This window comes from Saccharopolyspora terrae (assembly GCF_004348435.1).
In the GTDB taxonomy this organism is placed as follows: domain Bacteria; phylum Actinomycetota; class Actinomycetes; order Mycobacteriales; family Pseudonocardiaceae; genus Saccharopolyspora; species Saccharopolyspora endophytica.
On the sequence record NZ_SMKS01000030.1, the window covers coordinates 40,452 to 62,587 of the forward strand.

A 22,136-nucleotide genomic window follows, 5' to 3' on the forward strand; every position below is an offset into this window, starting at 1 on the left:
CCGACCCCGCCGGGACCAGGCCGGGGGTGCCTCGGTCTCATCCGGCCACGGCCTCCGCACGCAGCACGTTCTTCAGCGGCTCGCCCGTGGAGGTCTCCCGCAGCTTCCCGAAGACGATCTTCCCCGGCGCTTTGAAGGCGGCTCACCGAGGACTTTGGGCCCTGCAGCACCGCACCACCTTGGTGCAGGCTTGGCGGTGGAGTGGGTCGACACTCCGACCACTCGTCCGGGAGCGGGTTTCGGCAAGCCTCCCTGAAATCAGGGGGCTCCCCAACCCGCTACCGCCTCGTGCCGAGGAGTCTTCAGAACGATTCCAGCGAAGGGGGACCTACCGTGGCGGAATTCATCTGAAGCCGCCCTGGGACAGGTGAACAACATCCGCACCCGCGAACGCCGGGCAGTGCCGGATCAACAGTCGTTGAGCTCGCACGGCTGAGCGAACAGGGCGTCGTACCAGCGCCGACGTACGAGCTCAGTGCGACGCTGCCCCGCGAGGCCCTTCAGGCGCTGGTGGATACGAACAGCCGTCGAGCAGCGCGAACGCGAGGAGAACACTCATGGCACGCGTACGAGCAGACACCGGGAAGTGCGAAGGGCACGCCAATTGCCAGATCGCTGCGCCTGACTTCTTCGACCTCGACGAGGACGGCACCGTTGAGACTCTCCAGGACACAGTGGACGAGTCCCATCGGGCAGAGGTCGAGGAAGCCGTCCGCAATTGCCCGGTCGACGCCCTGCGGATCGAACAGTGAATCGGCGGACCATCATTGTCGGTGCCGGCCTGGCGGGTTTCCGCGCCGCGCAGGAACTGCGTGCGCGAAGATACGACGGGGAAGTCGTGCTGGTCGGGGCGGAAACGCATCCTCCCTACGATCGTCCGCCCCTTTCGAAGCAGATCCTCAGCGGGCGATGGTCACCGCACGACGCTTTCCTCGGCACTGCCGAGGGCACCGAGCTCGACGGTTCCGTCGAGCTCCGGCTCGGCACTGCCGCCAAGGCGCTGCACACCGCGGGCCACCAGCTCGTGCTGGACACCGGCGAGGCACTCGCGTTCGATGCGCTGGTCATCGCCACCGGCACCACACCGCGCACTCTGCAGGGCCGGGTTCCTCCTGGTGTGCACACGTTGCGCACGCTAGACGACAGCACAGCCATTCGGTCGGACCTGCTGCGGGGCGGACCGTTGGTGGTCGTGGGCGGAGGCTTCGTCGGCGCTGAAGTCGCGGCGGTGGCGAGAGAGCTCGGCCTGCAGGTCACGATCGTCGAGGCGCTCAGCGCACCCATGGAGCGTGCGGTGGGAGCCGCGGCCGGGGCGATGTGCGGACAGATCCATCAAGAGCACGGCGTGACGGTCAAGTGCAACGTCTCGGTCGAGAGGTGCGACGGCCACCACCGCGTTGAACGGGTTCACCTCAGCGATGGAGCAGGCCTCGATGTTGCTCTCGTCGTCGTTGGCGTCGGGGTGCGTCCGAACACCGGCTGGCTGGAAACCTCCGCCTTGCCGCTCGACAATGGTGTTGTCTGCGACGAGTTCGGCTGCGCCGACCAGGAAAATCGCATCTACTCCGCTGGCGACGTCGCGAAATGGCTCAACCCCCGCACTGGACGCCGAAGCCGGGTGGAGCACTGGAACAGCGCCAACGAGCAGGCTCGGCTCGTCGCCCACAACATCACCAACCCGCACCAGCAGCTGGTCATGGATGCCGTGCCGTACTTCTGGTCGGACCAGTACGGCGAGAAGATCCAACTCGTCGGTGAGGCAGATCCTAGGCTGCAAACGACCGTGCTCACCCGGCGAGGAGACGAGGCCCACCGGCTCGTGCTGTTCTCGGAGAACGGCACTCTTTCCGCGGCCCTGGGATTCGGTTGGACACGTGCGGTCGCCCTTTGCCGCCAGGTCATCACGCGGGGAGGGTCATTGGAGGAAGCAGTGGCTCAGGTCCGATAAGGGGCCGGTGAAGCCTCAGTTCGTCGCGGCACACCGGGAAGGCCGAATCCCAGGATGACCAGCACCAACACTCCATCAGCCCGAACTGCCCCCGGCATCAGCGGTGGCCTGGAGCGGGCGTGCCGCGATCGTGTCGGAACTCGTGGTGCACTGCCCATCGGAGAGCCGAAACGCCCATCCGTGGCCAGGACATACGATGCATCCATCCCGGATCTCGCCCTTCGACAGGTCCGCCATCGCGTGAGGACAGTAGCGCTGGATCTCATACGCCTGCCCGTTGTCGTGCACGACCGCTCGTTCGTCGAGCTGCTTCCGCCTCTCATAGCGCGCATACGCCCGGTAACTCTCCGGGTCAGCGAACCGGAGGAAGACCACCAGCGACTCGTTGTACTGATCGGGTTCCCTGCTGGCCCGGACTCGCAGGCTGAGCAGCAGTTCTTCCCAGCTCAGCTTCTGGTCCAGCACGAGGTTCAGGAGCTTGTCCTCGATCTCCAACGTGTAGAAGCAGCTCTCACCGGCGTGCGGGTAAACCGAATTCTCAGATCTGGTGAAATCCACGACCATGGATTCCGGATGTTCCCCTGTGGTGCGGATCAGCATTCTGCCGCCGATACGTCGCCGGAAGAACGCCGAGGAGGCGATGAGCGGCTGAAAGTGTTCCTGGAGCTTGCGCAGGAGCGACCCCTCCGGGGGAGGGATCGAGTCGAGTTCGCGACGAATCAACGGCAACCGCTCACGCTGGTATTCTTCCAGATAGCTCGCCTTGCGCATGAAACAATCGGAGTTCAACCGATTCTCGTTTTCCACTGGGTGATCCGCGTCGCCCACGACCTCGTCTCCGGGAAGCAGGACGATCGTTCGATCCGCGAACCCTTCACGCTGGGCATATCGGTAGAAGTCGGCCTGAGTGGGGAAGATCGAGTCCCCGTCGAAGTTCAGCTCGTAGTGCTGCGGGTCCAGAAAGCAGGGCGGGCCGGCAGTGGGGACCAACCAACGCGCTTTCGAGGCGACGAACGTTTTGTGGACCGTCGCGAATTTGTTCTCCCGCTTGGCACGGGAAATCTCCTTCTTCCGCTCAGGAGTGTAGTCGTACACGTACGGATGCCAGTTCGCCCCGGAGAACTGCATGAACAGGTAGTCGATGTCGAATGAATCCCGGATCCAGTCCAGGTCTTTGGCCGACACCTTCATGTCATTGACATCGACGATGGTCGTCTCCGGTGTTTCGATGACGAGCGTGCAGTCGTCCCAGATCGGGACCGACTGCACGACCGGCGTCAGAGCCAGATCATCGGACAGGTTCAACTTCTGGTGCGACGGCGCGATCAGGACTTCGTTCGAAACGTTTTCCTTCAGCTCGTTCAGCAGGTAGTCATCAGTGTATTTCGGAATGATGATTTTGGTCCACGGACTGAGCGTCCGCAGAAAATCGACATCGAAATGATCCCGGTGCTCGTGCGAGAGGACTACGTAGTCCACTTCGCGCAGCGCCCCGAGGTCGAGGAAGTCATTCCGCGGGAACTGATGCCAACTCGACAGGAACGCGCCCCTCGATGAGAACCACGGGTCGGTCACCAACGACGATGTCGGCGTCTGAACAAAGATGCTGGCGTGCCCGTAAAAGCGGACCGAAGTGTTCAGATTTTCCATGATTCCCCCTCGCTCGCCCCCCGAGTATCGGCGTCAGGTCTTTGCATTGTCCCCAGAAGATCCGCAGTCCCGCAAGGTCCTTGGCCCCTGCAAAACCCGTAAGTCCCCGCAAGTCGGTCGCCCATGATCTAATAGTCCGGCGTAGCGGCTGCCGCCCATAAGACACGGCTAATGCCAGAACCACAAGAAGCCCTCACTCGATCGAGTGGTTTCCGCTTTCGTCGCTCATTGCTTGCCGCAGGTGGTGCACAGTGGGCTGTTGAGGGGTAAATACCCGCAACACAAAGGGGAGAACCGCCTCCGCATTATCGATATTGACCCACATTTGCTGACCCGATCTACCAAACGCGGTACGCCCGGCGGGAAGCAGGCAGGCCGGCGCTGGGACGCTGGCTCGTCATGGCTGTAAGGAGAGCGATGAGATTCCTGATAACCGGCGGTGCAGGATTCATTGGATCACATCTGACCGCGCACCTGTTGCGGACCGGAAACGAGGTCCTGGCGCTCGACGATCTCAGCACGGGTACCCAACGAAATCTTGCGTCCGCGACCGAAGAACCCGGGCTGCAGATCATCGAGGGTTCGGTGCGCGACTCCGAACTCGTGAACCAATGCGCGTCCGAGGTGGACGGAATCTTCCATCTCGCCGCGGCCGTCGGCACCTTCACGATCTCGCAGAAGACCCTCGAGAGCCTTCAGACGAACATCCACGGGACCGAGGTCGTCGTCGAAGCGGCATGTCGTCATCAACGTCCCGTTCTCGTGGCCTCCACGAGCGAGGTGTACGGCCGGAACACGAAGATCGGCCTGACCGAGGACGACGACCTGATTCTCGGTTCCCCGCTGCACAGCCGTTGGTCCTATGCGGAAGCAAAAGCATTGGACGAGACGCTCGCTTACGTCCACGCAGCAGAGCACGGGCTTGGTGCGGTGATCGTGCGACTGTTCAACACCGTGGGGCCAGGCCAGAACGGCCGCTACGGAATGGTCATCCCCCGTTTCGTCGCGCAGGCTCTCGCCGGGGAGCCGCTCACGGTCTTCGGCAGCGGTCAGCAGATCAGGTGCTTCTGCCATGTGCTCGATGTGGTTCCCGCTCTTGTTTCCCTGCTCCGCGACACCGGCGCCTACGGCCAGGTGTTCAACGTCGGCAGCTCCGAACAGGTGACCATCGACGAACTCGCACGGCGTGTCATCGCGATCACAGGATCGTCGAGCGACATCACGCACGTCCCCTACGCGGAGGTTTTCGGCCCCGGCTATCAGGACACGCTGCGCCGAGTACCGGATTGCGGCAAGGCGCGCGCGCAGGTCGGCTTCTCGCCGACCCGCACTCTCGACCAGATCATCGAGTCCGTCGTCGCTCACCAACGTGCCGCCCCGCAGCCCGTTCTCAAGTCTGGAGGCTGAGCAAGGGTGCCAAGTTTCTGGACGCCGGCGGGCAGAGCACGGCGAGGAGCGCGCAGCACGGTCAAGCTCAGCACGCTGTTGGTCTTTCTCGCGGCGGCCTGCGCGACCCCCGGCCCCTCCCCGCCCCTGGGATGTGACCCTGAACGGGTCACCCTCATGTCGGTGCCGTACTGGAACCTGGCCGACGGAGCAGCCAAAGTGGGGGCGCACGCGCGGACTCTGACCGGGACCTCGCCCTGGGTTTACGGCGTTCGCCCGGACGGAGAGATCTCCCCCCACCTGTCCAATCCCTCTGCTGAGGACACGAAGAACCTCGAGTCGATCTACGCGTCCGGGCTGACCACCATTCCCACAGTCGCGAACCATTTCGACGGCGGGTGGCAGTACGAGCCCATCTCCCGGATGTTGCACGATCCGGCCGTGATGCGGGACCACATCGAGGACCTCACCGCGTTGGCGGTCAGCCAGAACTTCGCGGGGATCGACATCGACTACGAGGAACTCCGCGCCGTTGACCGCACCGCGTTCACCGAGTTCATGACCCGTTTGGGAGAAGCGCTGCACAGCAAGGGAAAGAAGCTGGCGGTGACCGTTTCGGCCAAGACGAGCGACGCCGGCAACAGCGAGCCCAACCGCGCTCAGGACTACGGCGCGATCGCGCGAGCGGCCGACGAGGTTCGAGTGATGGCCTACGACTACCACTGGCAAACATCCGAACCCGGGCCGGTCGCTCCTGGTTTTTGGGTACGTGACGTGCTCGCCTACGCGACAACGCAGATCGAGCCGAACAAGATCGTCCTGGGGGTTCCGGCCTACGGCTACGACTGGAGCGTGGGCGTCGCACCTCCCGTCTCGTGGGCTAGGGCTCATGAGTTGAGCCAGCAGCACAACGCGGAGGTGCAGTGGGACGAGGAGAGTGAGACGCCGTGGTTTCGCTACTGGGAGGGCGATACCGAGCACACGGTGTGGTTCGAGAACGCCTACAGCTCCGCGGTCAAGTTCCAGCTGGCCCGGGAATTCGGCGTCCGAGGTGTGTACCTCTGGGTTTTCGGACCGGAAGACCAGCTGCTGTGGAAGAAGATCAACGACGACTGGAAGATGCTCCCCTGCCCCGGCCCTCCGCCACCCCGCTAGATCGCATTCCAGAGCGGAGGCATCGATTTCGCCGAGAGAACGAGGAATGCGGTCGTGGACCGTTGGCAACGTTCCGCAGGCACTCGCGGACCAGGCCGGAGGTGCCTAGGTCTCATTCGGCCACGGCCTTCGCGCGCAGCACGTTCTTCTGCAGCTTTCCGGTGGAGGTCTTGGGCAGCTCGCCGAAGACGATCTTCTTCGGCGCCTTGAACGCGGCGATGCGGGCGCGGACGAAGTCGATCAGCTCGGCTTCCCCGGCGCTCGACCGCTCGCGCAGGCTGACGAAGGCGACCGGGACCTCACCCCACTTCTCGTGCGGGGCCGCGACCACGGCGGCCTCCAGCACGTCGGGGTGGGCGGTGAGGGCGTTCTCGACCTCGATCGAGGTGATGTTCTCACCGCCGGAGATGATCACGTCCTTGAGGCGGTCGCGCAGTTCGACGTAGCCGTCGGGATGGCGAACACCGAGGTCGCCGCTGCGGAACCAGCCGTCGAGGGTGGCGTTCTCGGTGGCCTCGGGGTCGCGGTAGTAGCCGAGCATGACGTCGTTGCCGCGCAGCAGGATCTCGCCCGGCGTCCGCCCGTCGGCGGGGACGTCGTTGCCTTCGGGGTCGGTGACGCGCACCGGTTCGGCGACGACGTTGGCGATGCCCTGGCGGGCGATCAGCCACGCGCGGTGCTCCGGGTCAGCGCTGTCCCACTCCGGTTGCCACTCGCAGACCACGGCGGGACCGAAGGTCTCGGTGAGCCCGTACAGGTGGCGGATGTCGAACCCGAGCTCGCTCATCCGCGCCAGCAGCGCGGGCCACGGCGGCGCTCCACCTGCGAACACGCGCAGCACGTGGTCCAGCGTCCGCGCGTCGGGGTGTTCGGCGAGCATCGTCAGCACGGTCGGCGCGGCGCAGAAGTGCGTGATGCCCTCGGCATCGATCGCGCGCCAGATCTCGCCGGGGTCGACCTTGCGCAGGCAGTGGTGCACGCCCCCGGCAGCCGTCACCGCCCACGGGAAGCACCAGCCGTTGGTGTGGAACATCGGCAGCGTCCACAGGTACTGCGAGGAGGTGTCGAGCTTGGCGTGGTACGCCATCGCCAGGGCCTGCAGGTAGGCGCCCCGGTGGTGGTACATGACGCCCTTGGGACGGCCGGTGGTGCCGCTGGTGTAGTTGATCGACAGCAGAGACCGCTCGTCGGTCACCTCGACCCGGTGCGGTTCGGCGGCGTCGACCAGGTCGTCGTAGGACTCCGAGTCGATCACCGGGATCGGCTGCTCCCCCAGCACCTCCCGGAACTCGGCGTCGAGCAGGACCAGGCTCGCCCCGCTGTGCTCCACGATGTAGGCGATCTCCGACGGGGCCAGCCGGGTGTTGAGCGCGACCAGCACCGCACCGGCCAGCGGGACGCCGTAGTGCGCTTCCAGCAGCAGGTGCGTGTTCGGCGAGAGCACCGCGACCCGATCACCGGGTTCGACTCCCCGCGCGGCCAGCAGCCCGGCCAGCCGCTGCGCGCGGTCCCAGAGCTGCGCGTAGGTGTCCCGGCGATCGCCGTCGACGACCGCCGGCCGGTCGGCGAACACCGCCGCCGCGCGCTCCAGGAAGGACACCGGACTCAGTTCCCGAAAAGCGATCCCGGTCAACCTCAAGCCTCCTTCTGCACCCGTCGTTGGGTGCGCGGAGCATAACCACCCGGATCGGCCAGGTGCGAGAGTTCGCGAGCGCGAACCGTCCGGCGAGAGGCACGGCGAGACCCGGAGGCCTGGCACCTCGCACGAACTCGATCTCAGCGGAAGCGTCGACGCAGGTGTGATCCCGGCAGTCGACCTCGGAGCCGCTCGAAGCCGTCCACAGTGGCCTCACGACGTGGTCGACGCGGCCCATCCCGGCACCCTTCGTCGCGCGCCGAACACGTTGCCCGCACAAGGTGTGTTTCGCGGAAACCGGGGTACTCCGAGTCTATCCATTCGGATGCCGAACAAGATCTCGCGAGGAAGAGACCGGAGACGCACAAGCTGCGGACGCGGGGAGGTTGCTTCCGTGACGGTGGCAAATAACCAACAGAGCCGAAGTTCCGCTGTTTCCAAGCAACAGGCGAGCAGTCTCGCCGACGTCGTGGACCTCATCTTGGAGAAGGGCTTGGTGATCGATGCGTTCGTGCGCGTGTCGCTCGTCGGCATCGAGCTGATCACCATCGACGCGCGCGTGGTGGTCGCCAGCGTGGACACCTACCTGCGCTTCGCCGAGGCGACCAACCGCCTGGACCTGCACGAGAAGGGCGGCAAGGACCTGCCCGAGCTCGTCGAGGGCGTCACCGAGAGCGGTTCGCAGGGCAAGACGAAGGGAGTGATCGAGGCGGCTAAGGACACGGTCGACGAGTTCCGCGACAACAGCCGCGAACGGGAGAAGGAGCCGGCGCGACCCAAGCGAAGCGCCCAGCGGAGGGAGCGGGAGGAATGACCGCGCAGGCCGATCACCAGCAGAGCCGCGCCGAGACGAGGCACGGTGCGTACGTGTACGGGATCATGCGTGAGCAGGAGGCCGCGCCTGGTGATCTCCCGGCTGTCGGGGGCGAATCCGAGGTGCGCGTGGTGTCACGTGGTGGGCTGTCGGCGTTGATCAGCGACCTGGAGATCAACCGCCCGCTCGGCGCGCCCGAGGACCTGCTGGCGCACGAACGCGTGCTGGATTCCGTCGCAGCCGATACCACCGTGCTGCCCATGCGGTTCGGTGCCGTCCTCGCCGATGCCGACGCCGTCGCCGACGAACTCCTCGAACCCCATCGCGACGAGTTCGCATCGGCGCTCGCCGAGCTCGACGGCACGATCCAGTACGCGGTCCGCGGTACCTACCTCGACGATGCGCACCTGCGCGAAGTCGTCGCGGAGGACCCCGCGATCGCCGAACTGCGCGAGCAGCTGCGCGGTATCGCGGAGGACGCCGCCTACGACGAACGCGTTCGGTTGGGAGAACTGGTCCACGACGCGGTCTTGGCCAAGCGCCGGGCCGATGCGGAGCACCTGGTCCGGGCGACCGATTCGGCAACGCTGCGGTCGCGAGTCCACGACGTCGTGGGCGAGTCCGAAGCCCTGCACGTGTCCTTCCTCGTCGATCGGGATCAGGTCTCCGACTTCGAAGCCGCGCTCGGGGAACTCGCGCAGCAGTGGACCGAGCGGGTCGGCCTGCGCCAGATCGGCCCGCTCGCGCCGTACGACTTCGTGCGGGAGGACTGAGATGGGTTTGATCACGGCGTTCCTCGACCTCCCCTTGAAACCGGCCCGAGCGACGGTGTGGGTGGCGGAGAGGCTCAAGGAAGCGGCGGAGGCCGAGTACTACGACCCGGCGGTGGTGCGCAACGAGCTGGCGAAGGTCGAAGACGCGCACGCCGCTGGGGAGTTGACCGACGAGCAGCGGGACGACCTCCAGAGGGCGCTGTTGGACCGTCTGGTGGAGGCGCAGAACCGGACCGAGGAGACGTGATCCGCAGTGCCCGGTGATGCCAGGGACGACGCGAAGCCGCGCAGGGAACGTCCGCCGTCGCGTCGGGCGTCGGAGCCCACCGAGCGACGACGTCGCCGTCGCGACGAGGAGCAGGAGAACGCACCACGTCGCCAGGAGGAGCCCGCTCAGGAGCAGACCCGTCGGCTCGGCGCCGCGGAGGCCGCGAAGGTCGCGGTCGATCACGTCACGGCGCTCACCGGGCGTGAGTCGGAGGGGGTCACCTCGCTGGAACGCACCGACGACGGCTGGCTCGTGGGCGTCGAAGTGGTCGAAAGCCATCGGGTGCCCGACAGCACAGACCTCTTGGCCGTGTACGAGGCGGCGGTGGACCACAGCGGCCAGCTCGTCTCGTATCGCCGCGTCGACCGCTACGCGCGGGGGCGCGGAAACGAGCGCTGATCGAGGGAGGACCCGGATGACGGAGCCGAACGGCGGCAAGACCGGCCCTCCGGCGAGGTACGGGCAGGCGGGTGCGCTTTCTTCCCGGCCCGAGTCCGCGAACCTCGCCGACATCCTGGAGCGCGTGCTCGACAAGGGCATCGTCATCGCCGGCGACATCCGGGTCAACCTGCTCGACATCGAGCTGCTCACCATCAAGCTCCGGCTCGTCGTGGCCTCCGTGGAACGCGCACGGGAGATGGGCATCGACTGGTGGGAGCACGACCCGTCGCTGTCCTCGGGGCAGCGCGACCTCGTTCACGAGAACCGCCGTCTGGAGCGGAAGGTGCGCGAGCTCGAATCCGGTTCCGCTGAGACTCCCCCGAACGCCGAGGAGGACGAGGAGCGGCGTGGTGGTTGAACCGTTGACCTACGTGTACGCGATCGCTCGCGGACAGGACGCTGACCTCGCGTCCGAGTTGGAGGGGATCGCTGGATCGACCGTCCGCTGGGTCGAGGTCGCGGGCCTGAGCGCGCTGGTCAGCGACGTCGCCGAGGACGAGTTCGGCGAATCGGCGCTGCGCCGCAATCTGGAGGATCTCGACTGGCTGGGCAAGGCGGTCCGCGACCACAACAGGGTCGTCGAGGCGGCCGCGAACGTCCTGCCGGTGGCACCCATGGGGTTCGCCACCGTCTACTACAACGACCGCCGCGTGCGCGAGTGCCTCGCGGACCGGGCGGACAGGTTCGAGACCGTGCTCGACCGGGTCACCGGCCGAACGGAGTGGGGCGTCAAGGCGTACGCGGACATCTCCGCCGCTCAACCCGGCTCGAGCGAGCCCCGGGGCGAGCGGCCCGGCGCCGCGTACTTGCAGCGGCTTCGCCGCCGCGCGGTGAGCCGGGAGCAGGCGCAGCAGGAGGCGCTGCACCACGCGGCCGAGGTTCACGCGTCGCTCGTCGAGCTGGCGGACGAGTCGACCGCCCACCCACCGCAAAGCCGCGAACTCGCGGACTACGACGGCGTGATGGTGCTCAACGGCGCTTACCTGGTCGACGACACCCGCGAGAGCGCGTTCAAGGAGAAGCTGCGAGAGCTGGCGCACGGCCACCCGAAGTTCAGGTTCGAACTCACCGGACCGTGGCCGCCGTACTCCTTCGCCACGATCCTGGAAGACGAGCAGGAGCAGCGATGACGTCCGAGGAACGCGACCTGGCACCGGTGGAGCTGCGCGGACCCCACGACGTCGCGCTCGTCGACCTGCTGGACCGGCTCCTGGCCGGGGGCGTGGTCATCGCCGGCGACATCACGATCTCGCTCGCGGACGTCGACCTCGTCCAGGTCTCCCTGCGGGCGCTCATCACCTCCATCCACGCGGAGACCACGGCGCAGGAGGGACCACCGACGTGACCGAACCGAACAACGACGTGCACGCGCGATCGCGACGCCTGCAGAACCGGATCGAAGCGGACTCCGAGTCGATCAAACGCGACCTCGTGCGCCTGGTTCTCACCCTGGTCGAACTCGTGCGTCAGCTCATGGAGCGGCAGGCGCTGCGCCGGGTCGACGAAGGCGATCTGTCGGAGGAGCAGATCGAGGAGCTCGGACTCGGCCTCATGCAGCTGGCGGAGGCCATGTCCGAGCTCCAGGACCACTTCGGGCTCTCCCCGGAAGACCTCAACCTCGACCTCGGACCGCTCGGTTCGTTGCTGCCCGACGATCGGGACCGGCCGTGAGCGGTGTCGAGCCCGCTGCCCCGACGCCGGGTGCACGAGCACGCCCCCGAGCGGACGATCAGAACTCGAAGCCGCCCGGTTTTCCGTTGCGGTCGGCGATGAGACCGGCCAGCGCGGCGATGGCGATCTCGGGTGGCGTGCGCGAACCGATGTTGAGCCCGATGGGACGGTGCACCCGCTCGATCTGGGAGTCGTCCACACCGAGGTCGCGCAGGGCCTGGACGTGCGGACCCTCGTGGCGCGGGTTGCCCATGATCCCGATCCAGCGGGCCTCGTGCCGCAACGCGTCGCGCAGCACCGGTCCGAGCTCGTCGCGGTGGTGGTCGGTGACGACCAGGTCCGTGCCGGGGCTCAGCTCCGGCACCTCCGCCAGAGCGTCCAGGCCCGCGGCGCGTTCCGGGTCGGGTTCGATGAGCATCGTGGCGTAGCCGAGGTCCCGGCCGTAGCGCAGCAGGTGTTCGGCGACGGGCGAGGCGAAGACCGCCGCCAGCACTCGCTGCCCGGATTCGGCTGGCACTTCACCGTGCGCGACCGCGCACGCGGCATCCTCGGTCATGCGCCCCAGCATGCCAGCAGCGCCCCGGCCGGGACCACCACCGCTACAGCCGCGTGGCGGTGGCCAGCCAGGCGGGGACGTCCACCTGAGCACCCTCGGCGACGCGGTGGGCCTGCGCGTGATCACCGCGCGCGACGCCCCGGTAGGTGCTCGGGCGGACGCGCTCCAACCGCCAGCCGTCGGTGAACACGCGCGGGAACACCGCTTCGGCGACGCGCGGTCCGAGCGCGGGCTCGGCGTCGGCCAGCGCCAGGACGTGGACCGTCGCGCCCGGCCGGCACACGCCGTGCAGGCTGCGCAGGTAGCGCAGCTGGTCCTCTTCCCCGAAGACGTGGAACAGGGCGCTGTCGACGACCGTGTCGAAGGGTCCGCCGGTCAGCGCCAGCGCGTCGGCTGCCTCGAAGCGCGCGGGCACGTCGCGGGCGGCGGCGTTGGCGCGGGCGAGTTCGATCGCGCGCGGCGCCGAGTCCACGCCCAGCACGTCGTAGCCGAGCTCGGTCAGCAGGATGGTGTGCTCGCCGGTGCCGCAGCCGGGGTCGAGCACCCGCCCCCCGATCTCACCGCCGCGTTCGAGCTCGACGATCGCCTGCTGCGGCGCGCCGATCACCCACGGTGCGGTGCCCGCCACATAGGCCTCGTCGAATACTGAGCGATCCACAGACGTTCCCATGAGGTGTCCCTTTCATCTGAGCAGGTCACCTCAGCCTGCGACCTCCACTTAACTGGAGGTCAACACATCGGCGAGCCGAATCCGCGCGGGGACCACCACACCTGCGGTGCCGCAGCGGGCTGAGCACCTGGCGACCCGCCTCGGACGTGACGCGAACCACTCCACGATCAACTTGGAATTACGGCGCGCTCACTTATGTTGGTTGATAGTGACAGACTCAAGTAGATGGCGGCGATGCTGAGCAACACCGTCACGAGGAGGTAAGTAATGGCGACGTTCTTCGGACCGGTCGGTGGCCCGTTCGACGAGTACTTCGCGCGCTTCTTCGGGGCCGAGGACTCCACGGGCGGCTCGCGCCGCGTCGACATCACCGAGCTGATGACCGAGCAGGCGCAACAGCTGGTCGGCGAGGCCGCGAAGTTCGCCCGCGACCGCGGGCAGGGCAGCCTCGACGCCCTGCACCTGCTGTGGTCGGCCGCCAAGCAGGAGCCGACCCGGGCGCAGCTCGGCCAGCTGGGCGTGGACACCGAGTCCTTCGCCAAGCAGGTCGAAGGCCACCTGCCCGCTGCGGGCAGCCCGGTCGCCGAGGAGTCCGTCTCGCTGACGCTGGCCGCGCGCACCGCGCTGGCCGACGCCCACCGGGTGGCTCGCGCGCTGGGTTCGACCTACATCGGTCCGCAGCACCTGCTGCTGGCTCTGTCGGCCAACCCCGAGACCGAGGCCGGCCGCCTGCTGGCCGGTGCCGGTGCGGGCCCCGAGGCCCTGCGCGACGCCGGGCAGCGGCCCACCCCGCAGCAGACGCCGAAGTCCAGCCCGAGCGGCGGTCAGACGCCGACGCTGGACGAGTACGGCCGCGACCTCACCGAGCAGGCCCGCGACGGCGGCCTGGACCCGGTGATCGGCCGCGCCGACGAGATCGAGCAGACCATCGAGATCCTGTCCCGTCGAACCAAGAACAACCCGGTGCTGGTCGGTGAGGCCGGCGTCGGCAAGACCGCGATCGTGGAGGGACTGGCCCAGGCCATCGCCTCCGGTGACGTGCCCGAGGTGCTCACCGGCAAGCGGGTCGTGCAGCTGGACCTCTCGGCGATGCTCTCCGGCACCCGCTACCGGGGTGACTTCGAGGAGCGGATGACCAAGGTCATCGACGAGATCGCCGAGCACAGCGGCGAGCTGATCGTGTTCATCGACGAGCTGCACACCGTCGTCGGCGCCGGTGGTGCCGAGGGCGCGATGGACGCGGGCAACATGCTCAAGCCGCGCCTGGCTCGCGGTGAGCTGCACGTCGTCGGTGCCACCACGCTCGACGAGTACCGCAAGAACATCGAGAAGGACCCGGCCCTGGAGCGCCGCTTCCAGCCGGTCCAGGTCCCCGAGCCGAGCGTGACCGACACGGTCACGATCCTGCGGGGGCTGCAGGAGCAGTACGAGAAGCACCACAAGGTGAGCTACACCGAGGAGGCCGTGCAGGCCGCCGCGAAGCTCTCCGACCAGTACATCAACGACCGGTTCCTGCCGGACAAGGCCATCGACCTGATCGACCAGGCCGGTGCCCGCAAGCGGCTCAACGCCGGCGTCGCCGACGACACCGAGCTGCGCGAGCGGGTCGAGCGGCTGGAGCAGCACAAGAACGAGGCGGTCGCCGAGGAGGACTACGAGCGCGCCTCCGCGCTGCGCGACGAGATCACCGCCGCGCAGGCAAGGCTGGAGCAGGGCGGTTCGGGCGTGCTGGAGGTCGGTCCGGCCGACATCGCCGAGGTCGTCTCCCGGGCGACCGGTGTTCCGGTGGCCCGGCTGACCGCCGAGGAGAAGGTCCGGCTGCAGAACCTGGAGTCGGAGCTGCACGAGCGGGTCGTCGGGCAGGACGACGCGGTGCGGGCGCTGGCCCGCGCGGTGCGGCGCTCGCGCAGCGGACTGGGCGACCCGTCCCGTCCGGTGGGCAGCTTCCTGTTCCTGGGTCCGACCGGTGTCGGCAAGACCGAGCTGGCCAAGGCGCTGGCGGAGTCGCTGTTCGGCGACGAGCAGCGGATGATCCGGCTGGACATGAGCGAGTTCCAGGAGCGGCACACGGCCAGCCGGCTGGTCGGCGCCCCGCCCGGGTACGTCGGGCACGGCGAGGCCGGTGAGCTGACCGAGGCCGTGCGGCGGAACCCCTACTCCGTGGTTCTGCTCGACGAGATCGAGAAGGCGCACCCGGACGTGTTCAACACCCTGCTGCAGGTCCTCGACGACGGCCGCCTGACCGACGGTCAGGGCCGCACGGTGGACTTCAGCAACACGGTGCTGATCATGACCAGCAACCTGGCTTCGGAGGTCGTCTCCAGCGCGGGCGGCAAGATCGGCTTCACCGCCGGCAGCCCCACCCAGGACCTGGAGGAGCGGGTCATGCCGAAGCTCAAGGACGCCTTCCGGCCGGAGTTCCTCAACCGCATCAACGAGATCGTCGTGTTCAAGCGCCTCGACGGCGAGCAGCTGCACACCATCACCCGTGCTCTGCTGGCGACCACCACGAAGCGGCTGGCCGACCTGGGCGTCGAGGTCGTCTTCGACGACGACGCGGTGACCTGGGTCTCCGAGCGCGGCTACCAGCCCGAGTTCGGTGCGCGGCCGTTGCGCCGGGCCATCGAGCGGGAGGTCGACGACCGGATCAGCGACCTGATCCTGGACGGCGAGCTCACCGAGGGCACCCGGCTGCGGGTCGGCACCCGCGACGGCGGCCTGGACCTCCAGGTGGAGGCCCCTGTCGCCGCGTGACGGCCGAGCGAGCTCCAGAGGCGGGCACCTGCGGGTGCCCGCCTCTCGTCGTGAAATGCCCCATCGCTGGTCACGGGGTTGCGGGTTGCTGCGGAGGTCGCCTGGATTGACCCTTCACAGCACGTTCCAACGTTGCGATACTTGTTCAACCAGGCGGTACTACCCGGTGGAGGTGGGCCATGCTTCCCAGGGACGAACGACGCCGCCTGCGCGAGATCGAGCAGCAGCTCGTCGACGAGGACCCCAAGCTCGCACGCAGGCTCAGCCAGACCAGCACCTTCGGTTACCTGCGCGCCCGCGTCTCCGCCCGGATGACGCTGGCCGCCTGCGCGGGCGTGCTGTCGCTCATGTGCCTGTTCCTCAACGAGGGCGCGGCGGCGCTGACCGCCGCGGCTCTGACGGGGTTCCTGCTGATCTCCCGCACCTGGCGCATCGAGCTCCTCTGAATCATCCACTGTGGCCGGTTCGTCCCGTTCCGGCCGGGAAACGCCCTGCGCCCGAACCCTTTGCGCGCGCCCGGCACCAACACACCGGTGGTGTGTTGGTTTGGTGCGCCGGAAGGCGTGCGGGGAGAATCGGCGGCGAATTCGAGTCCTCTGGGTTGGGAGAGTTCGCCATGACCACAGTCGCCTTCCTCGGCACCGGCACGATGGGCGCGCCGATGGTGCGCAACCTCGCCGCAGCCGGATTCGACCTGCGGGTGTGGAACCGCACGCGCAGCCGGGCCGAGCCGCTGGCCGAGACCGGTGCGGTCATCGTCGACTCCCCCGCCGAGGCCGCGCGAGGCGCGGACGTCCTGGTCACGATGCTGCTCGACGCCGACTCGACGCTCAGCGCCGGTCGGGAGGCCGCCGCCGCGCTGAACACCGGTGGCGTGTGGGCGCAGATGGGGACCATCGGTCTGCCGGGAACGGAGGCGGTGTGCGCGGCCGCGGCCGAGATCGGCGGTGTCACCGTCGTCGACGCCCCCGTGCTGGGCACGAAGCTCCCGGCCGAGAAGGGCGAGCTGGTGGTGCTGGCCGCAGGCGCTCCGCAGGTGCGCGAGGTCGTGGCGCCGCTGTTCGACGCGATCGGCTCGCGCACCCAGTGGGTCGGCGAGGACCCGTCGCAGGCGGGCGGGTCGAGGCTGAAGCTCGTCGCCAACAACTGGGTGCTGACGCTGACCAACGCCGTGGGCGAATCGATCGCGCTGGCCGAGGACCTGGGCGTGGACCCGTCGGAGTTCTTGGCGGCGATCAAGGGCACCGCGACCGACTCGGCCTACGCGCACATGAAGGGCGCGGCGATCATCAGCGGCGAGTTCCCACCCGCGTTCACCCTCAGCGCCGCCGCCAAGGACGCCGGTTTGGTGTCCCAGGCGGCCAGCGCCGGCGTGCGCCTCGACCTGGCCGAGGCGGTCAGGGCCCGGTTCGCCCGAGCCCTGACCGCGGGCCACGCCGACGAGGACATGGCCGCCGTCTACTACGCCTCCAAGCCCTGATCTCGAGGACAGCTTCACCGCACCCGGCGTTCGGCGGCGACGGTGAAGGTGCCGTCGCCGCGGATGTCCCGGGAGGATTCGCCGACGTGGACCCGGTAGTCACCGGCCGCGACGGTCCAGCCACCCGCCAGCTCGTCCCAGTAGGACAGGGCCGAGTCGGTCAGGGTGAACTCCACCGACGCCGAGCGCCCCGGATCGAGGGTGAGCTTGGCGAAGCCCTTGAGCTGCCGGGGCGGCTGCGGCACGTCCGCGCGCGGCGAGGGCAGGCCCAGGTAGAGCTGCGGTACGGCGTGTCCCGTCCGGTTGCCGGTGTTGGTGACGACCACGCTCACCTTCTCACCGGAGACGCGCAGGTCGGAGTAGGCGAAGGAGGTGTAGGACAGGCCGTGGCCGAACGGGAACGCCGGCTCGATCTCGCGGGCGTCGTAGTGCCGGTAGCCGACGAACACGCCTTCGGTGAAGTGCACGTCCAAGCCCTTGCCCGGGTAGCGGGCGATGTCACCGGCGGTGGGCACGTCGTCGTCGCTGTCCGGGAAGGTCAGCGGTAGCCGTCCGCCGGGGTCGACGTCGCCGAAGAGCACGCGCGCGATCGCGGTGCCCGCGTTCGCACCCGGGTACCAGGCCTCCAGCAGCGCGCGGGTGCGGTACCGCCACGGCGTGGCGACCGGACCACCGGTTTCGAGCACGACGACGGTGTTGACGTTGGCGTCGAGCGCGGCCTCGATGATCGCGTCCTGGTTGGCCAGCGGGTTGCCGAGCGCGGGCGGCGGGAACTGGGCGATGCCGGAGTCCAGGTCGAGGTTCGGCTTGTCGAGGAACTCCGACATCATGTCCGAGACCACGACCACCGCGATGTCGGCGTTGCGGGCGGCCTCGGCCGCCGCGCCCGGGGTCGTGCCGGGTTCGTGGACGACGGTGATGCCGGCCTCGGCGCCGCGCTGCTGGATGCCCTGCAGCGGGGAGGCGAAGCTGTACGGGGTGGTCGAGGACGAACCGCCGCCCTGCACGAACTTCTCGGCGGCCTCACCGATCACCGCGATGGTCTTGCCGCGCAGCGCGGCCGGGTCGAGCGGCAGCAGCCCGTCGTTGCGCAGCAGCGTCATGCCCTGCTCGGCGACGTGCCCGGCCGTGTCTAGGTGGGCCTTCTTGTCGATCTGGCTGTCGTCGTCGGGATAGGCGGGACGGTCGAAGATGCCGTGCGAGAACATCGTGCGCAGGATGCGGCGAGCGTGTTCGTCCACATCGGACGTCGCCGCCTGGCCGGTGGCCAGGGCGGTGCGGATCGCGGCCGGCGAGTACACCAGCGCGGGCCACGGTTCGAAGTCCATCCCGTTGGCCAGCGAGTTCCCGGTGGAGTGCATCGCGGCGTAGTCGGCGATGGTGTAGCCGGTGAAACCCCACTCGTGCTTGAGCAGGTCGTTGAGCAACCACTGGTGCTCGCAGGCGTACTGGCCGCCGACGCGGTTGTAGGAGCCCATGACCGCGCCGACACCCGCTTCGCGCACGGCGGCCTCGAACGGCGGCAGGTAGATCTCGCGCAGCGTGCGCTCGTCGACCACGGCGTTGTAGAGCATCCGCGAGCCGACGACGCCGAGGACGCCTTCCTGCGTGTAGGCGGCGAAGTGCTTGACGCACACCATCACGCCTTCGGAGTGAGCTCCGGCCGCCCAGCCGACGCCGATCCGCGAGGACAGGTACGGGTCCTCGCCGAAGCCTTCGAAGGCGCGGCCGGAGGTGGGCACGCGCAGCACGTCGACCGTCGGGCCGAACACCACGTCGTTGCCCTTGCACCGCACCTCGTTGGCCACCGTGGCGCCGTAGGTCTTGGCCAGCTCTGGGTCGAACGAGGCGGCCAGCGACACCCCCGAGGGCATCGAGGTGCCACTGCCCTGCCGGGAACCGACGGGGCCGTCGCCGTAGTAGACCGGCGGAATCCCCAGCCGTTCGACGCCGTGACCGGTACCGGTGTGCCCGGGTCCGGCGGCACCGGCCAGGTCATCACCGCCGAGCAGCGAGATCTTCTCGTCCAGGGTCAGCTCGCGCAGCACCATCGCCGCTCGTTCGTCAGGCGAGCGCCCGGGGTCGCACCAGGCGTGATCTCCGCAGCGACCCGGTGCGGCCGCTGCCGTCCCGGTCGGCAGCACGGTGGCCAGGCCGGCGATCCCAGCGGCGGTCATGAGCGTCCGACGATTCACTCGCTGCATCTGGCGCAGGGCCCCTCTCACTCCGTACGTCGTACGATTTCGCCCAGTTTCCGCCAGAGAACGCGGTGGATCATCGTCCAGATGCAGTCATCCGTTGCCTCCGATGCGCGGCCATGCGGACCGGAGCGTTCGCCACGCCGTAGCCCGCGTAGCCGTCGACCCGTTGCACGAGTTCGAGGAACACCCGCGAGCCGAACAGCTCGGTGAACAGGTGCAGGAACTCGCCGCCCGCGTCGCGGTCGTAGAGCACCGAGCAGCGCCGCAGGGTCTCCAGCAGCTCCGGGCGGAGACCGAAGCGGGCGTCGAGGTCGTCGTAGTAGTTGTCCGGGATCGGCAGCACCGGAGCACCGGAGGCGCCCAGCTGCTCGGCCGCCGCGATCACGTCGGTGCAGGTGAAGGCGATGTGCTGCGGATCGCGAACGGCCGGGGCCCACTCGCCGCGGCGGACCAGGGTGCCGTTGAGCGCGATGCGCACCGAACAGGTGGCGTCGACCATCCCGCGGTTGCGGACCATGCCGAACGGCGCGGCGTACTCGGTGATCTCCTCCGGTTCCAGGCCGAGGACCGAGCGGCAGAACAGCGCGGCCTCGTCGAAGTGGTCGAACGGCTGGGTCAGCGACACGTGGTCGATGCCGGTGATCCCCAGCCCCCGCCCCGGAGCCGCGGTGTCGCGGAAGTCCGAGAGCCAGCCGTCGGGTGCGGCGGTGTCGCAGAAGAACACGCCGGTGCCGTCGGGCGCGGCGACCGAGGCCAGGCCCGCTTCCTGCGGTCCGTGCTCGCGCGGCAGGATCGGCGAGCTCATCGCCTCGGCCCGCCGCGCCGAGCGCAGCGGGTCCGAGCTCTCCACCGCCAGCGCACCGATCTCCGCGGTGTCCGGGGTGGACGCGGTGGTGTTGATCAGCACCCGCGCACCGCCCTGCTCCCAGCGCCGCACGGGTTTGCTGCGGTGCTCCCCGGTCTCGGTGAAACCGAGCGCGGCGAGCCCCTCGGCCAGCCGGGCGGCGGTGGCGGGGTCGGCGACGAGCTCGGTGAAGGCGTATCCGTCGAGGTCAGGTGCGGGTTCGGCGACCGGGATACCGAGCTGCTCCTCCAGCAGCCGGAGCGACCGCATCGCGTCCACGGCAGCGGGTTTCGGATCGGTCTGCCGGAAGACGTCGTTGAACACCTCCAGCGACAGCGGCCCGGTGTATCCGGCTTCCAGGACGTTGCCCGCGAAGGTCTTGAGGTCGAACGAGCCCTGACCGGGGAACAGCCGGTGGTGCCTGCTCCACTGCAGCACGTCCATGTCCAGCTTCGGCGCGTCGGCCAGCTGCAGGAAGAACAGCTTCTCGCCGGGGATGGTGCGGATCAGCGACGGATCGCCGTCGCGGGAGAGCACGTGGAAGGAGTCCAGGCACAGCCCCAGCGCCGGGTGGTCCGCGCGGCGCACGATCCGCCAGGAGTGCTCGTAGGTGTTGACGAAACGTCCCCAGGCCAGCGCCTCGTAGGCCACCCGCATCCCGCGGGCTTCGGCGCGGTCGGCCAGCGTCCGCAGCTGCTCGGCGGCCAGCTCGTCGTCGTCGACGGCGTCCGGCGACACCGTCGAGCAGACCAGCACCAGGTCGGCGCCCAACTGCTCCATGACGTCGAACTTGCGCTCGGCGCGGCGCAGGTTGTCGCGCAGCCGCGCGGGCGGAACGGCTTCGAAGTCGCGGAACGGCTGGTAGAGATCGACCGACAGGCCCAGGTCTCGGCACCGGGCGCCGATGTCGGCAGGCGACGCGGCCGAGGCGATCAGGTCGTTCTCGAAGATCTCCACGCCGTTGAAACCGGCCGCAGCGGCGGCGGCGAGCTTGTCCTCCAGGGTGCCCGACAGGCAGACCGTGGCGATGGACCGTCGTGGCTCAGACATGCGCTCCCTCCAGTTCGGCGAAGTGCCGCAGCATCCGTTCGGCGTTCGGTTCCAAGCCGGTGAACAGCCGGAACGCGTCCACCGCCTGGAACACCGCCATGCCGCCGCCGTCGAGCACCCGGCAGCCGCGTTGGCGGGCGGTGACGACGAGTTCGGTGGCCAGCGGCCGGTAAACGACGTCGGCGACCCACATCTCCGGCCGCAGCAGCGCGGCGGGCACCGGCAGCCCGGGGTGGGCGGCCATGCCGGTGGGTGTGGCGTGCACCAGACCGTCGGCCTTGTCCAGCTCATCGTCGAGCCGCCCGCCGGTGACCGCGCGTTCGGGCAGGGAGGCGGCCAGCTCGGCGGCGCGGTCGGCGTCGAGATCGACGATCCGGACCTCCCCCGCTCCCAGGCCCAGGAGCGCGTGCGCGACGGCGGCTCCGGCACCTCCGGCGCCGAGCAGCAGGACCCGGTCCAGCGCGACGTCGGGCAGTCCGCGCTGGAGGCTGCGGGCGAACCCGGAGTGGTCGGTGTTGTGGCCGAGGGCGCGCGTGCCGTCGAAGACGACGGTGTTGACCGCGCCCAGCGCTGCGGCGTCGGAGTCGATCTCGTCGAGGTGATCGAGCACGAGCTGCTTGCAGGGGTGGGTGATGTTCAGCCCCCGGTAGCCCTCCGCGCGGGCGCGGGCCAGCAGCTCGCCGACGGCGCTCGGCTGTTCGCCGAGATCGTCGAGGTCCCACCGCCGGTAGCGGTAGTGCAGGCCGAGTTCGGCGGCCTCCCGCTCGTGCAACGCCGGGCTCAGCGACGGGCCGATGCCCGATCCGATGAGCCCCACCAGGTAGCCGTCGCGCACTCCG

Annotated in this window: 22 protein-coding genes; 15 read left to right on the forward strand and 7 right to left on the reverse strand. The window is 68.6% G+C overall.

All coding sequences use genetic code 11. The features are described 5' to 3' along the window. The first annotated feature begins 557 nt into the window (after positions 1–557). Together E1181_RS17755 and E1181_RS17760 are read left to right on the forward strand one after the other, a co-directional pair. The gene (locus E1181_RS17755) at positions 558–752 is read left to right on the forward strand and encodes a ferredoxin (protein WP_132676183.1); all 195 of its coding nucleotides are present in this window, start codon (positions 558–560) and stop codon (positions 750–752) included. Further along, entirely contained in the window at positions 749–1,948 is a 1,200-nt protein-coding gene (locus E1181_RS17760) for an NAD(P)/FAD-dependent oxidoreductase (protein WP_165944656.1), read from the forward strand. Before E1181_RS17755 ends, E1181_RS17760 begins: the two co-directional genes overlap by 4 nt. 75 nt (positions 1,949–2,023) lie before the next feature. Here the strand turns inward: E1181_RS17760 and E1181_RS17765 are convergent, their stop codons facing one another. Then, positions 2,024–3,598, reverse strand: coding sequence for a Rieske 2Fe-2S domain-containing protein (locus E1181_RS17765; protein ID WP_132676187.1), 1,575 nt, complete (start codon positions 3,596–3,598; stop codon positions 2,024–2,026). Between the two features lie 417 nt (positions 3,599–4,015). On the opposite strand from E1181_RS17765, the gene E1181_RS17770 reads away from it, so the two are divergent. Both E1181_RS17770 and E1181_RS17775 read left to right on the forward strand, forming a co-directional pair. After that, a complete protein-coding gene (locus E1181_RS17770) occupies positions 4,016–5,005 on the forward strand; it encodes an NAD-dependent epimerase/dehydratase family protein (protein ID WP_132676189.1) in 990 nt (329 codons plus the stop codon). 162 nt (positions 5,006–5,167) lie between these two features. Then, positions 5,168–6,139, forward strand: coding sequence for a glycosyl hydrolase family 18 protein (locus E1181_RS17775; protein ID WP_165944657.1), 972 nt, complete (start codon positions 5,168–5,170; stop codon positions 6,137–6,139). Between the two features lie 112 nt (positions 6,140–6,251). Here the strand turns inward: E1181_RS17775 and E1181_RS17780 are convergent, their stop codons facing one another. Continuing rightward, the gene (locus E1181_RS17780) at positions 6,252–7,772 is read right to left on the reverse strand and encodes an acyl--CoA ligase family protein (RefSeq protein WP_132676193.1); all 1,521 of its coding nucleotides are present in this window, start codon (positions 7,770–7,772) and stop codon (positions 6,252–6,254) included. Between the two features lie 397 nt (positions 7,773–8,169). Between E1181_RS17780 and gvpJ the strand changes: the two genes are divergently transcribed. Genes gvpJ through E1181_RS17820 form a run of 8 tightly spaced genes read left to right on the forward strand, consistent with a single transcriptional unit; the run spans position 8,170 to position 11,742 of the window. Then, positions 8,170–8,589, forward strand: coding sequence for a gas vesicle protein GvpJ (gene gvpJ, locus E1181_RS17785; RefSeq protein WP_408010091.1), 420 nt, complete (start codon positions 8,170–8,172; stop codon positions 8,587–8,589). Next, the gene (locus E1181_RS17790; protein ID WP_132676197.1) at positions 8,586–9,362 is read left to right on the forward strand and encodes a GvpL/GvpF family gas vesicle protein; all 777 of its coding nucleotides are present in this window, start codon (positions 8,586–8,588) and stop codon (positions 9,360–9,362) included. Before gvpJ ends, E1181_RS17790 begins: the two co-directional genes overlap by 4 nt. Before the next feature lies 1 nt (position 9,363). Continuing rightward, the gene (locus tag E1181_RS17795) at positions 9,364–9,609 is read left to right on the forward strand and encodes a gas vesicle protein GvpG (protein WP_132676199.1); all 246 of its coding nucleotides are present in this window, start codon (positions 9,364–9,366) and stop codon (positions 9,607–9,609) included. A gap of 6 nt (positions 9,610–9,615) precedes the next feature. After that, positions 9,616–10,029 (forward strand): gas vesicle protein GvpO, encoded by a 414-nt coding sequence (locus E1181_RS17800; protein ID WP_132676201.1) that lies wholly within the window; start codon positions 9,616–9,618, stop codon positions 10,027–10,029. Between the two features lie 16 nt (positions 10,030–10,045). Next, a complete protein-coding gene (locus E1181_RS17805) occupies positions 10,046–10,429 on the forward strand; it encodes a gas vesicle protein (protein ID WP_132676203.1) in 384 nt (127 codons plus the stop codon). Then, on the forward strand, positions 10,422–11,201 hold the full coding sequence (locus E1181_RS17810; RefSeq protein WP_132676205.1) for a GvpL/GvpF family gas vesicle protein: 780 nt from the start codon (positions 10,422–10,424) through the stop codon (positions 11,199–11,201). The genes E1181_RS17805 and E1181_RS17810 overlap by 8 nt, the downstream gene beginning before the upstream one ends. Beyond that, the gene (locus tag E1181_RS17815; protein WP_132676207.1) at positions 11,198–11,416 is read left to right on the forward strand and encodes a gas vesicle protein; all 219 of its coding nucleotides are present in this window, start codon (positions 11,198–11,200) and stop codon (positions 11,414–11,416) included. The genes E1181_RS17810 and E1181_RS17815 overlap by 4 nt, the downstream gene beginning before the upstream one ends. Further along, entirely contained in the window at positions 11,413–11,742 is a 330-nt protein-coding gene (locus tag E1181_RS17820) for a gas vesicle protein K (protein ID WP_235876849.1), read from the forward strand. Before E1181_RS17815 ends, E1181_RS17820 begins: the two co-directional genes overlap by 4 nt. A gap of 58 nt (positions 11,743–11,800) precedes the next feature. Here the strand turns inward: E1181_RS17820 and E1181_RS17825 are convergent, their stop codons facing one another. Together E1181_RS17825 and E1181_RS17830 are read right to left on the reverse strand one after the other, a co-directional pair. Then, positions 11,801–12,298, reverse strand: a complete 498-nt coding sequence (locus tag E1181_RS17825) for an XdhC family protein (RefSeq protein WP_132676209.1) — start codon at positions 12,296–12,298, stop codon at positions 11,801–11,803. A 43-nt stretch (positions 12,299–12,341) separates the two neighbouring features. Then, positions 12,342–12,956, reverse strand: a complete 615-nt coding sequence (locus tag E1181_RS17830; protein ID WP_328590897.1) for a class I SAM-dependent methyltransferase — start codon at positions 12,954–12,956, stop codon at positions 12,342–12,344. 279 nt (positions 12,957–13,235) lie between these two features. On the opposite strand from E1181_RS17830, the gene E1181_RS17835 reads away from it, so the two are divergent. The 3 genes from E1181_RS17835 (at position 13,236) to E1181_RS17845 (ending at position 17,202) form a co-directional block, all read left to right on the forward strand. Next, positions 13,236–15,722 carry an ATP-dependent Clp protease ATP-binding subunit gene (locus E1181_RS17835; RefSeq protein ID WP_132676213.1) on the forward strand — a complete coding sequence of 829 codons (2,487 nt, stop codon included), beginning with the start codon at positions 13,236–13,238 and terminating at the stop codon, positions 15,720–15,722. Between the two features lie 179 nt (positions 15,723–15,901). Next, a complete protein-coding gene (locus E1181_RS17840; RefSeq protein ID WP_132676215.1) occupies positions 15,902–16,168 on the forward strand; it encodes a DUF3040 domain-containing protein in 267 nt (88 codons plus the stop codon). Positions 16,169–16,338: 170 nt separating this feature from the next. Then, on the forward strand, positions 16,339–17,202 hold the full coding sequence (locus tag E1181_RS17845) for an NAD(P)-dependent oxidoreductase (protein WP_132676217.1): 864 nt from the start codon (positions 16,339–16,341) through the stop codon (positions 17,200–17,202). Between the two features lie 14 nt (positions 17,203–17,216). On the opposite strand, the gene E1181_RS17850 is transcribed toward E1181_RS17845, so the two are convergent. The 3 genes from E1181_RS17850 to E1181_RS17860 form a co-directional block, all read right to left on the reverse strand. After that, positions 17,217–19,379 (reverse strand): beta-glucosidase, encoded by a 2,163-nt coding sequence (locus E1181_RS17850; protein WP_207922196.1) that lies wholly within the window; start codon positions 19,377–19,379, stop codon positions 17,217–17,219. Positions 19,380–19,476: 97 nt separating this feature from the next. Then, positions 19,477–21,297 (reverse strand): bifunctional sugar phosphate isomerase/epimerase/4-hydroxyphenylpyruvate dioxygenase family protein, encoded by a 1,821-nt coding sequence (locus tag E1181_RS17855; protein ID WP_132676221.1) that lies wholly within the window; start codon positions 21,295–21,297, stop codon positions 19,477–19,479. Beyond that, on the reverse strand, positions 21,290–22,132 hold the full coding sequence (locus tag E1181_RS17860) for a shikimate dehydrogenase (RefSeq protein WP_132676223.1): 843 nt from the start codon (positions 22,130–22,132) through the stop codon (positions 21,290–21,292). Before E1181_RS17860 ends, E1181_RS17855 begins: the two co-directional genes overlap by 8 nt. Positions 22,133–22,136: the final 4 nt, after the last annotated feature.